This is a genomic window from Flavobacterium sp. AC274 (assembly GCF_979258275.1).
This window is the reverse complement of sequence record NZ_OZ409852.1, coordinates 3,484,443-3,497,155: the sequence shown is the minus strand read 5'-3', so window position 1 is coordinate 3,497,155 and position 12,713 is coordinate 3,484,443. Positions and strand designations below refer to the sequence as shown.

The window sequence follows — 12,713 nt, the reverse complement described above, 5'->3', positions numbered from 1 at the left end:
ACAAAGTTTCAAAGTTACAAGGAAACAAAGTTTTACTTAACTCCAAACATAATTAAAATGAATGATGTTCAAAGTATTTTAGATGAAATGTTGCCATTTGTGGAGACTTTACTAAAAGAATATGGAGAATTTTATCCAGTATCAGCCGTTGTAAATATTGAACAAAAAGTTGAACATGTTATTCTTGAAGAAGATGAAGAAAATGACAATCCAAAATCAAATTCAGTAATAGCAGAACTAAAAAAAGAATTACGTTGGAGAAAAGATGAATTTCTGGCTATAGCAATTTTTTATGATGTTAAAGTAAAAGAACAACAAACTGATGCTATTGCTGTTTTTGTTGAGCATAAAAAAGAAATGGAAGCTTTTACATTTTATTATCCTTATGAATTGGTAGATAATGATTTAATATTTGGAAAATCTTGGAAAACGATCGAAAAAATGCAAATTTTTGAAAATTAGAAAAGTAATATTTAAAAAGATCAAGTTATTTTTTTGTTTGTAACTGCTTTTTAAAATCATAATGGATTGTTGTAGCTTCGATAAACATTTAAATTAAGTAAAATCTAAAATTTTTAATATATGCTAGATTCATTCAAAAGTAATAGTAAAGAAGATGTTGTTTTTAATAAGTTTAAAATACAACTTGAAAGCAAAGGCTTAACTATTGATTCTATTGATAAAGATGGATTTATTCTTATAAATGTAGAAGAATCTGAATTAAAAGTAAGTTTAGATAATATTAGGCGCAATTACGAAAGAGATAATGATGATAGTTATATTACCGATTTAGTTAATACAATTGTTTCACATTCATCAAAAAAAGAAGATTGGGAGAATATAAAAGATAAAATTTACGTACAATTTTTCCCTAATGACTTTGAGTTTGAAAACCTGATATATGAAAAGGTAACAAATGAATTTAGTAAAGTTTTTATGCTAAATACTAATAATAATTTTTCATTTATTTCTGATGATGATTTGATAGACTGGAACTTAGACTTAGAAGAACTAAAAAATCAAGTTGATTTAAATTTAGATACTTTTTTAGATAAAGTTCAGATAGAGATTGAAGATGTTGATAATCATAAACTAGGCATGATTCATATTGAAGAAGTTTGGCTTAAAAGTGCTTGTCTCTTTTCATCAAAAATTAAGGATTTAGTTAAAAATAATATTGGTTTCCCATTTTATGCTGTTATTCCTGTGAGAGATTTTTGTTATATCTTTGGAGAACAAGATTTTGGGTATTTTTCTGAACGTCTTGGTTCTGTCGTAGTTGAAGAATATGAGAAATCAGGATATCCAATTACAACTGAAATTTTGAAATTTTCAGAAACTGGAGTTGAAGCAATGGGAAAATATTAAATAACATGGATTTCCGCCTAAAAGTATTTTACACCGTTGCACTCCGCCTTAATTTTACTAAAGCGGCAACAGAATTGTACATTACACAGCCGGCAGTTTCGAAACACATTCAGGAACTCGAAGAAACCTACAAAACTAAACTTTTTGAACGAAACGGTTCTAAAATTGCGTTGACTCCAGCCGGAGAAATTCTGCTAAAACATACCAAAAATATTTTCGAAGTTTATCGTAAAATCGACTTTGACATGAGTTCGTTTAGTAGCGAACGTCAGGGATTGTTAAGGTTAGGAGCCAGTACAACCATTTCACAATATATTATTTCTCCCGTTTTAGCACGATTTCACCAAAAACAGCAAGATATAAAAGTCAATTTACTGAACGGAAATACAGAACAAATCGAAAATTCTTTAATCAACAAAGAAATCGAAATTGGCATTGTAGAAGGACAATCAAAAAATCAGTCTATAAAGTATATTCCGTTTTTAAAAGACGAATTGGTTTTGGTTTGCAGTAACAAAAATCCTTTAGTAAAACAAAATGAAATTACTGTAGATGATTTAAAATCAATGAAATTCATAACCAGAGAACGTGGCTCAGGAACACTTGAAGTTATAGAATTTGCTTTAAAACAAGTTGGGGTAAAATTATCTGACTTACAAATCGAAATGCAATTAGGAAGTACAGAAAGTATAAAGTCTTATCTTTTAAATTCAGATTGTTTTGCTTTTATGTCCATTCATGCAGTAGATAAAGAGTTGAAGAATAAAGAGTTGATTGTTTTGGATGTTGAAAAATTATCTGTTGAAAGATATTTTTATATCATCACATTACTCGGAAAATCAGACGCCTTGTCTGAATTATTCATTCAAAATATTTCTTCTTACTATAACCTGAAGTTATAGCCGATTGTATTTTACGATTGGCGTTTTCAATATAAAGGGCAGACCTTTGTAAGGTAAAATATCAAGTACCTTATTTTGAAAACGAAACAACATACAACAGCACATTTATTTGAAGTTAACCTTTATATCCAACAAGCCGTTTTTGCATTGGTGATTATTTTGTGTTTGTTTTCGATTATTTCTCCGGCAATTGCTTTATTGCTAGGCGTTTTGATCGTAAATGTTTTCGGAAATCCATTTATTGCCTTCAATCATAAAGCCATTACTTATTTATTGCAATTTTCTGTGGTTGGTTTAGGTTTCGGAATGAATGCAGCATCGGCCATTTCAGCCGGAAAAGAAGGTTTTTTATTGACTATACTTTCTATTTTCAGCACCTTAGTTTTTGGAACGCTCCTAGGGAAATGGTTAAAAACAGACAGAAAAACATCACATCTAATTTCATGCGGAACTGCAATTTGTGGCGGAAGTGCCATTGCCGCAATTTCTCCCGTAATTAAATCAAACGAAAACCAAACTTCGATTGCCCTTGGCGTTATTTTTATTCTGAATTCTATTGCGTTATTTGCCTTCCCATTTATTGGACATCAGCTGGATTTGTCACAAAAAGAATTTGGTTTATGGTGCGCTATTGCCATTCATGACACAAGTTCTGTAGTTGGTGCGGCAAATAAATATGGCACTGAAGCTTTACAAATTGCAACAACTGTAAAGTTAGCCAGAGCCTTATGGATAATTCCAATTTCGCTTTTGACAGCTTTACTTTTTAACAAAAAATCTGAAAATAGCGGAACAAAAATCAAGATTCCTTATTTTATTGGTTTGTTTATTCTGGCAATGCTTTTTAATACTTATGTACCTGCAACAGCAATCATAGCGCCTCAAATTGTGGGTATTGCTAAAATTGGTTTAACAATAACTTTGTTTCTAATTGGTGCAACATTAAATATAAACACATTAAAATCAGTAGGAGTGAAGCCTTTATTTCAGGGGATATTTTTATGGATTTTTATTGCAGGTTTAAGTTTAACCGCAATTCTATATCTGAATTAATTTTTTATTTCACCATATAAGTTATATAAGTTCATTTAATATATTATTATTTGCTGCTTTTATTAAAAAAAGAATTCAAAAAACAAATAAAGCTTTAATATGAACTTATTTAACTTATATGGTAAAAAAAGATTATTTTATTTTCACAACCGGCTTACCAACAACTTTATAACGTTTGCCGCTAAATGTATATCGCTTTTCGATGGTAAATGTAAATTGCTTTTTTGTTTTAGCCATTTGTGCCACTTCATCCGGTAAACTAACTTCAAATTCTGCATCAGCTCCCGGTTTATGGTAGGTACCAGTTGTAGTGATAAGAATATCTCGGAAATATTTTTTATTGTTATCATTTATAACCTTATACGAACTGGACCAGCTTACGTCTTCAACATTTGTAAGCTGATATTGAAAAGCTTCCATGATGGGTTGGTATTTACCATCCAAACCAACAACGAGATACAATGTTCCATCAAACGGACCACCGCCGCCGCCATTTACATGCAACAACGTAAAAGCATACTGATCTTCTCCAATTTCTAAAAGTTTAGGTTTAGGAGATTGTGCAAAAGCCCCGAATGCAGCAACAGCAGGTTGAAAAGATCTCATTTCCCACAGTTTATCATTTTTGGCAAATTTAGCAACGCCTAAAAGACCGCCGGTAAATCTGCTGGTTTGTAAACCATCTTCATCATAAACAGAATGATTAAAAAACAATAATTTAAATTGATTTCCTTTAGAATCCGTATAATCAATATTAGAAAGAAGTCTGGTTGCAACACCTTGGTTATAAGGAAATAATGGATCGGCTTCTTCACCATTAACATCAACATAAGAGGTAGGTTTGCAGCTTTTGCATTTCCAGCTTAAAAAGTATTATGATCAGAAAGATTGTATAGTTTTCCGGGAAATAATTTTTGCATTGCTTTTGCAGGATCCAACGGATCAGCAATAGACAAAGTTCTTTTGGGATTTAAAATGGTATCGCTAACACTTTTCAATTGCACAATATCATCTTGTGCCGAACAAATAGAGGTAAATATCAAAAAAAGAAAACTCAGGCGAATAAGGCGCATATATTTAATTTAGAATAAAAAGAAAACGAAGTTACAAAGAAACTTTTAATATGAACTTATATCATTTATAGGGTTTAAAAAATTATAAAAATTAAATTTACACAATATTTGCAAGTATTCTTTTGAATTATATTTAAATGAGATAAATTTGCCCCCTCAAACAAATTTACAAATGAAAAACTTTAAAATGAAATCAAAACTAATCGCTTTTTTTGCATTAGGGATTGGATTTTTGACATTATCATGGGGAATCGTTGGCCATGAACGTATTAACAAAGCTGCAGTTATGGCTTTGCCTCATCCACTGCAAGTATTCTTTTATAATCATATTGATTTTATTACACAGGAAGCTTCGGTTCCGGACATTCGTAAATACGCCCTGAATTATAAAGAGGAGAATCCGAGACATTATTTTGATATGGAAAATTTTGGTTCGGCTGATACCTGGCCACAAACTATGGAAGAGGCAAAGAAAAAATACGATGCCAAATTCCTGAACGACAACGGAATATTGCCTTGGTATATCGAAGATTTAATGGTTAAGTTAACCAAAGCTTTTAAAGATAAAAACAGAGCAGAAATTTTATTTCTTGCTGCAGATTTAGGTCATTATGTAGGTGATGCACATATGCCATTACATACGTCTGCAAATCACGACGGACAATTGAGCGATCAAAAAGGGATTCATTCACTTTGGGAAAGCAGATTGCCGGAATTGTTCGCAAAAAATTATAAATTAAATGTTCCTCAGGCGCAATATTATGAAGATGTTCATAAAGCAACCTGGGATATGATTAATGATACACATAGTTTAGCCCAGCCTTTATTGGATATTGATAAAAAACTAAGAACTGCAACTCCTGAAAATGAAGTTTTTAAAATGGATGCAGATGGAAAAGTATTGAAAACCAAATACAATACGGCTGTTTTTTCTGATGAATATGCTAAGAAACTGCATAAAGATTTAAATGGAATGGTTGAAAGCCAAATGAGAAAAGCCATCACAGCAACTGCGAGTTATTGGTATACGGCCTGGGTCAATGCCGGAAAACCTGATTTAAGCGATTTAGATTCACCAGCGGTTACACAAAGAAACAACCAGGCATTAAAAGACGATTTAAAACTATATCAACAAGGAGATCTTTTTGGTATGAAAAATCAGAACGACTAAGAAAAAGTTTTTTTAGTTTCAGGTTTCAAGTTTCAGGTTGAAATGCGAATAATAAATGCTGAAAATTCTATCTAATAAAAAGAGCCTCAAATTCATTAGAATTTGAGGCTCTTTTTTTAACTCTCTTTCCGTTTATCAGAAATTACAAAATTATACGGTTAAATTGGAATTTGGAATTTTAAAAAATTGGAATTTAAAATTTTTGATATTTTTTATTCTTCAACAGGTAGGATGCCGATTGATAAAAAGAAACCGCATTATTTACTAAATCAGTTCTTTCTGTTTTCAACGGAATTTCATCATAATAAATTTGATAATCATCCTGAACACCAGCTTTTGGCTTTAATTTTAAGTTGAATTGCTTTACTACTTTTTTCGGAGATAAAATGGTCAAAACATTATCTTTTATCAAACCTAAATCCTGATAAGTTGCAATAAATGCACGTGGTTTATAATCAGGTTTTAAAACGTCCTGACCGAAAAATTTACTTTCATAATCAAAATGTAAAAGTCCGAAAAGCGTGGGCATTAAATCAATCTGCGACATTAGTTTATTGCATTTTTCCGGTTTTATATCAGAATTGTATATAAAAGCCGGAATTCTGTATTTGTCTAACGGAAGTTGAGTTTTTCCGGCACTTGAAGCACAATGATCTGCAACAATTACAAAAACGGTATTCTTAAACCACGGTTGTTTACTGGCTATTTCAAAGAATTTTTTCAAAGCAAAATCTGTATATTTTACACCGCCATCACGCGATTTTATATCACCCGGAATATCAATTTTATTATTCGGGTAAGTAAAAGGTCTGTGATTACTCACCGTCATAATATGATTGAAGAAAGGCTTATTTTCCTTCGCCTCGGCATTCATTACTTTTACAGCTTTATGGTACATGTCTTCATCACAAACGCCCCAAACGTTTGAAAATGTGATTTCTTCTGGTGAAAAACTCGATTGATCTACAATTGTGTAACCATTTCCAGAATAGAAATCCTGCATATTATCAAAAAAAGCATCTCCGCCATACATGAATTTTACATCGTATCCTTTTTGTTTAAAAACAAAGCCTGTAGAAAATTTATTTTTATTGTCTTCCCTTTTACAACACTTTCACCGGCGGTAGGCGGTAAGCATAAAGTAACAGCTTCAAGTCCTCGTACAGTTCTGTTTCCGGCAGCATACAAATTTGTAAACTGTAAACTTTTTTGAGATAAACTATCCAAAAATGGCGTTATATTTTGTTCATTTCCATATGCTTTCATGAAATCTGCACTCAAACTTTCTATCGTAATTAATACTACATTTTTATGATTTTCAGTAGAATCACTACTTATTGTTTGCTTTGTGTTTTCTTCAGTAATATTAGGAAATTGCTGTTTTAAAACAGAAAAAGCTTCTTTTTCGGGAAGTGTTTTGTAAAACTTAAAATAATCTAATTTGTTATTTTCAAATGCGAGATAAAATTTATATAACCCATTTGCCTGTAATTCATTAACGAAAATATTTTTTGAATTTTCAGTTTTGGCAAAAGTAGGAATAGCAATTAGGGAAATTGAAAATAAACCAAAATAAAGGACTGTAAGTTTTATTTTTTCGTTTAATGTTGGAATCTCATTGATGAAATTTTTAGAATTTTTGAGAATGAAATAGGTAACAATTCCAGTAATCAGAAATAAAGCCGAAAATAGAGGAATGACAGGATAAGACTGCATAATATTTCCAATAACTTCATTGGTATAGATAAGATAATTTACAGCAATGAAATTGTATTTTACTCCAAATTCGTTCCAAAAAAAGTATTCGCTTAAACCATTTTGAAGAATCAGTAAAACATATAAAAAGATCACAAAAGCAAACAGCCAAAACCTTATTTTTACTCTTAGTTTTGGTAAAAAAAGCAAAAGGGCAAAAAGTATTGTTTTAATTCCGATAAAAATTAAAACAATTTTAGGCAAGGCACCTCCATATTCATCAAAAATACTTTTGCCCGAAGCCACATATAGAAACAATGCAATAAAAATTCCAAGAATAATATATCCAGAAGGTTTGTTGTATTTTAAATTGGAGATAAAAATCAAATACATCCATAAAAATATACTGGCAACAACAAAAACAAAAACATCAGATATTAATCCTAAAGTAAAGATTTTCAGGCTTTCAAAAAATGTAAATGAGCTTTGTGTTATCGGATGAAAAAACAAAACAATTCGCAACACAAAACTTATAATGAAATAAAACAAAGCAAGGTTGCAAAAGGGAGAAAGCTTCTTATATAACGTCATGATACTATAATTTATGCAAAATTAATTTTGGCAGATTAATTCAGGATTAAGCTGGCTTTTACCTTACTTAGTGTTAGCTTAATATTTGCTTAAGATCTTTGAATTTGGTGTATTACGGTGAATTTTAGGTATTTCTGAATTATCTTTGATTAATAAAAAAGGGAATACATTATAATCTTAATTAAAAATTGGATGCATATTTTAATAGTTGAAGATGAGTTAGGAATTGTTCAGTTCCTGCAACAAGGCCTGCAAGAAGAAGGTTATCAGATTACTACGGCAAATGATGGCTCAAAAGGGTTTGAATTAGTTCAGAATCAAAAGTTTGATTTAATTCTTCTTGATTGGATGCTGCCAAAAATTAATGGTCTCGATTTATGCAAAGCCATTAGATTTAAAGATCAAAAAACACCCATTATTTTTTGACCGCAAAAGATACTGTTCAGGAAACAATAGAAGGTTTAAAAGCTGGTGCCAACGATTATATTAAAAAACCTTTTAGTTTTGAAGAACTGGTGGAACGAATTAAAATTCATTTTAGAAATCCTAAAGAAGCTGAAATTCTGACCTTAGGTACAATAAAAATCGATTTATCTAAACATATTGTTCTTAAAAATGAAGAAGAAATTTCGCTAACCCAAAGAGAATTTGAGTTACTGACTTATTTAATTAGAAATAAAGGAAAAGTTTGTAGCAGAAATCAGATTTTAAAGGATGTTTGGGATATTAATTTTGAATATGATACCGGTGTAATTGATGTTTTTATGAATGCTATTCGCAAAAAACTCAATTTAAAAATTGAAGAAGATTATATAAAAACAATTCGCGGTATTGGTTATATCGCCAACGATCTATAAATGAAACAACTTTCTTTTAAAAATAGAATAGCCTTAAATTATATTATTACAACTGGTTTACTGATTTTAGTAGTTTTCTCAGTCATTTATTCTATTGTAAAACATACTGTTTACAGCGATATTGATGAAAATCTAAAAGCTGAAATTAAAAACCATCTAGCAGAAATTAAAGTCGAAGGAAACAAAGTAATCCTAATTGATAAAGAAGAGTGGGATGAACGTGAACACAATACTGTTGATGTAAATCCTGTTTTTGTTGAATTCCTGGATTTAAATAAAAAGATTATTGAAAAAGCACCCAATTTAAAGTCGCAAGCGCTTGAATTTAAGGATTCTGTAGAAGATTACGAACTTTTTGATACCAAAATGGGAGATCACGCGATCAGGCAAATTCAGGTTCCGCTACATGTAAAAAACAAAAAAATAGGATATATAATTGTAGCTATGTCATTGGCCGATTCAAAATCGGTGCTTAATAACTTGTTTGACATTATGTGCTTGTCGTTTCTGGCAATTTTATTATTGCTGTTTTTTATAGCGAGATTCTTCGCTGGCAGAAGTATAAAACCCATAAATTCGATAATTAATACTTCGAGAATTATTACAAAAGATAATTTAAAAATACGGATTCCGCTGCCTAAAACGCGGGATGAATTATATACACTTTCAGGAACAATAAACAATTTATTAGAGCGGATTGAAGACACAATTGAACGTGAAAAACAATTCACATCTGATGCTTCACATGAATTAAGAACGCCTTTAACCGTTATTAAAGGAACACTTGAAGTATTAATTCGTAAACCTCGTGATAATAAAGAATACGAAGAGAAAATAAACTATTGTATTAAAGAAGTAGATCATTTAAACACACTCGTAGATCAGCTTTTATTGATGGCTCGTTACGAAAATCAAAAGCAGAATATACAAACAGAATCGGTATATCTGAATGCTCTTATTTTGGATGTTTTAACCTTAAATGCAGAGAAAATAAAGGTTAAAAATCTCAACATTAAATTTGATGCCCAACAGGATTTTTATGTAAAATCAGATAATTTTTTAGTAATTACTATTTTAAGAAACTTATTATCGAATGCTTTAAAATATACGAATGATAATGGCGAAGTTTCGATTTTACTTTCGGTACAGAATAACAAAACAGTCTGTAAAATTTCTGATAACGGAATCGGGATTGAAAAAACAGATTTAGAATCGGTTTTTAGTCCTTTCTTTAGATCTGGTTCGACGGAACATCCGGAAATTAAAGGAACAGGATTGGGGCTGTCTATCGTAAAAAGAATTACAGAATTGCTTCAGGTGGAGTTTAAAATTGATAGTAAAATTGGAGAAGGAACCACGGTAATTTTGATATTCAGCTAAATTTTGAAAACGTTATAGTAAATTGAAAAAATGTAATAAAACTAGTAGCTGTGAACTTTTTTAACAATAAACTATCGTTAAGTTAAATTAAAAATTGCTTTTTTATGAAATTATCTTTTATATTTGCAACCGAATCAAAGAATAAAACAAAACACAAATCATGATTTCAATTCAATTACATCATCATCATTTTCATTATTGCTCTCAGGCGATGTGTTAATGGTATGCATGTAAATCATCATATTTTAAAACCCGTTTGAGTACATCAAACGGGTTTTTTAATTCTTATCCTTTGTACTCAAACTATTAATTCAACAAAAACTAAAAAAATGAGTACTTTAAAAATTGCAATTCAAAAATCAGGTCGTTTAAACGAAGACAGCATTCAGATCTTAAAAGATTGCGGAATTTCGATCAACAACGGAAACGATCAGTTAAAAGCAGAAGCTTCCAATTTTCCTTTAGAAGTTTTATACTTGAGAAACTCAGACATTCCTCAGTATTTAATTGATGGAGTAGTAGATCTTGCCATTGTTGGTGATAATTTATTAGTAGAAAAAGGAAAACATATTGAAGTAATTCAGAAGCTTGGATTCTCAAAATGCAAAGTTTCTGTAGCTGTTCCTAAAACTTTTGAGTACAATTCGATTCAGGATTTAGCAGGTTTACGTATTGCAACTTCATACCCAAATACGGTAAACGAATACTTTAATTCTTTTGGTTTAAGTGTTGATATTCACCAAATTTCAGGTTCTGTAGAAATCGCACCAAACATTGGTCTTGCAGATGCTATTGTTGATATTGTTTCAAGCGGCAGCACTTTATTCAAAAACAATTTGAGAGAAGTCGAAGTAATTTTGAAAAGCGAAGCAGTTTTAGCCGTTTCACCAAAAGTTTCTCCTGAGATTCAAAAACACATCGATACTTTAAAATTCAGAATACAATCTGTTTTAAGAGCCCGAAATTCAAAATACATTTTAATGAACGTACCAAACGATAAAATCGATGAAATTGGAAAGATTTTACCGGTTTTACGAAGCTTAACCGTTTTGCCATTGGCTCAGGAAGGCTGGAGCAGTGTACACTCTGTAATTGATAAAGACACTTTTTGGGACGTAATCGACAAACTAAAAGAAGCCGGAGCCGAAGGAATTTTAGTTTGCCCAATTGAGAAAATGGTACTGTAGAATTTAAATTCCAAATTCCAATTGAAAAAAGCTTCGACTTCGCTCAGCATAACAGAAATATAGACAAGAGCTTTGCGAACTTAGCGTTTTTAAAGACAAAGAATAGTAAAAACCTTGCGCCTTTGCGGTAAAATTATACAGCATGAATAAAATAGACAATCCAAAACCAGAAACCTGGTCAGAAATATTAAAAAGACCAACCAAAACAATCGATGATATCGAAGTTACGGTAAAAGAAATTTTTAAAGAAGTACAGAAAAAAGGAGATGAAGCTGTTGCAAAATACACTTCAATTTTTGATGGAATTACTTTGGAAAACTACGCAGTTACTCCTGTAGAAATTGAAGAAGCTATTAATTTGATTTCAAACGAATTAAAAGAAGCGATTCAGTTAGCAAAAGACAATATTTATAAATTTCACGCGGCTCAAAAAACGGACAGAATTTCTATAGAAACAATTGAGGGAGTAAATTGCTGGCAGGAGAAACGTCCAATTCAGAAAATAGGATTGTATATTCCGGGTGGAACGGCGCCTTTGTTTTCGACCGTTTTAATGCTTGCTGTTCCTGCAGAAATTGCAGGTTCTAAAGAAATTGTATTATGTTCGCCACCGGATAAAAACGGAAAAATAAATCCGGCAATTTTATACGCAGCCAATTTGTGCGGCGTTACCAAAATATTAAAAGTAGGCGGTATCCAGGCGATTGCCGGAATGACCTTTGGAACGAAATCAATCCCAAAAGTATACAAGATTTTTGGACCGGGAAATCAGTTTGTAACTGTGGCAAAACAATTGGCAACTCAGTTTGGTGTTGCGATTGATATGCCGGCAGGGCCCTCAGAATTGTTAGTTGTGGCCGATGATACTGCCGTTCCTGCATTTGTGGCTTCAGATTTATTATCTCAGGCAGAACACGGAACAGACAGTCAGGTTATTTTGGTTTCGACTTCGAAACGATTAATTGATGCTGTCGAAAACGAAATTCAAATTCAAATTGAAGAGCTTCCGAGAAAAGAAATTGCCAAAAAAGCAATTGAAAATTCAAAATTGATTTATGTGCAAAACGATCAGATCGCTTTGGATTTAATCAACGAATATGGACCGGAACACTTTATTATTTGTTCAGAATTTGATGATTTCTATTGCAACGGAATCGTAAATGCCGGTTCGGTTTTTATTGGGAATTATACGCCTGAAAGTGCAGGAGATTATGCTTCCGGAACCAATCATACTTTGCCAACAAACGGATATGCAAAGAATTACAGCGGCGTTAATCTGGATAGTTTTATGAAATCAATGACTTTTCAGAAAATAACAGAAAAAGGAATTCAAAATATCGGGAAAGCGATCGAAGTTATGGCAGAAGCCGAAGGTTTGCAGGCACATAAAAATGCTGTTACTTTGAGATTGAAGAGTTTAGAGTAAAGAAAATAGA

At 31.5% G+C, this 12,713-nt stretch carries 10 protein-coding genes and 2 pseudogenes; 9 read left to right on the top strand and 3 right to left on the bottom strand.

Annotated features, from left to right (window positions below):
• The first annotated feature begins 57 nt into the window (after nt 1-57).
• The 4 genes from ACZZZT_RS15615 to ACZZZT_RS15600 all read left to right on the top strand — a co-directional run bounded on the left by ACZZZT_RS15615 (nt 58) and on the right by ACZZZT_RS15600 (nt 3,323).
• A complete protein-coding gene (locus ACZZZT_RS15615) occupies nt 58-462 on the top strand; it encodes a hypothetical protein (RefSeq protein ID WP_042567029.1) in 405 nt (134 codons plus the stop codon).
• 120 nt (nt 463-582) lie between these two features.
• On the top strand, nt 583-1,368 hold the full coding sequence (locus tag ACZZZT_RS15610; RefSeq protein ID WP_463461070.1) for a hypothetical protein: 786 nt from the start codon (nt 583-585) through the stop codon (nt 1,366-1,368).
• 5 nt (nt 1,369-1,373) lie between these two features.
• Nucleotides 1,374-2,270, top strand: coding sequence for a LysR family transcriptional regulator (locus tag ACZZZT_RS15605; RefSeq protein ID WP_463461069.1), 897 nt, complete (start codon nt 1,374-1,376; stop codon nt 2,268-2,270).
• Nucleotides 2,271-2,345: 75 nt separating this feature from the next.
• Complete coding sequence (locus tag ACZZZT_RS15600) at nt 2,346-3,323, top strand: YeiH family protein (protein ID WP_463461068.1); 978 nt, start codon at nt 2,346-2,348, stop codon at nt 3,321-3,323.
• Between the two features lie 132 nt (nt 3,324-3,455).
• On the opposite strand, the gene ACZZZT_RS15595 is transcribed toward ACZZZT_RS15600, so the two are convergent.
• Together ACZZZT_RS15595 and ACZZZT_RS15590 are read right to left on the bottom strand one after the other, a co-directional pair.
• The gene (locus tag ACZZZT_RS15595; protein ID WP_463461067.1) at nt 3,456-4,037 is read right to left on the bottom strand and encodes a hypothetical protein; all 582 of its coding nucleotides are present in this window, start codon (nt 4,035-4,037) and stop codon (nt 3,456-3,458) included.
• A gap of 149 nt (nt 4,038-4,186) precedes the next feature.
• Nucleotides 4,187-4,396, bottom strand: coding sequence for a hypothetical protein (locus ACZZZT_RS15590; protein ID WP_463461066.1), 210 nt, complete (start codon nt 4,394-4,396; stop codon nt 4,187-4,189).
• A gap of 172 nt (nt 4,397-4,568) precedes the next feature.
• On the opposite strand from ACZZZT_RS15590, the gene ACZZZT_RS15585 reads away from it, so the two are divergent.
• Nucleotides 4,569-5,567, top strand: coding sequence for a zinc dependent phospholipase C family protein (locus ACZZZT_RS15585; RefSeq protein WP_463461065.1), 999 nt, complete (start codon nt 4,569-4,571; stop codon nt 5,565-5,567).
• Nucleotides 5,568-5,760: 193 nt separating this feature from the next.
• Here ACZZZT_RS15585 and ACZZZT_RS15580 read toward each other — a convergent pair.
• Nucleotides 5,761-7,853 (bottom strand): annotated as a pseudogene (locus ACZZZT_RS15580) (LTA synthase family protein).
• A gap of 192 nt (nt 7,854-8,045) precedes the next feature.
• On the opposite strand from ACZZZT_RS15580, the pseudogene ACZZZT_RS15575 reads away from it, so the two are divergent.
• The 4 genes and pseudogenes from ACZZZT_RS15575 to hisD all read left to right on the top strand — a co-directional run bounded on the left by ACZZZT_RS15575 (nt 8,046) and on the right by hisD (nt 12,703).
• A pseudogene (locus ACZZZT_RS15575) lies at nt 8,046-8,710 on the top strand (response regulator transcription factor).
• A complete protein-coding gene (locus ACZZZT_RS15570; protein ID WP_463461064.1) occupies nt 8,711-10,090 on the top strand; it encodes a sensor histidine kinase in 1,380 nt (459 codons plus the stop codon). It abuts the pseudogene before it with no gap.
• Between the two features lie 329 nt (nt 10,091-10,419).
• Entirely contained in the window at nt 10,420-11,277 is an 858-nt protein-coding gene (gene hisG / locus ACZZZT_RS15565; protein WP_042567020.1) for an ATP phosphoribosyltransferase, read from the top strand.
• 142 nt (nt 11,278-11,419) lie between these two features.
• The gene (gene hisD, locus ACZZZT_RS15560; RefSeq protein ID WP_463461063.1) at nt 11,420-12,703 is read left to right on the top strand and encodes a histidinol dehydrogenase; all 1,284 of its coding nucleotides are present in this window, start codon (nt 11,420-11,422) and stop codon (nt 12,701-12,703) included.
• Nucleotides 12,704-12,713 lie beyond the last annotated feature (10 nt).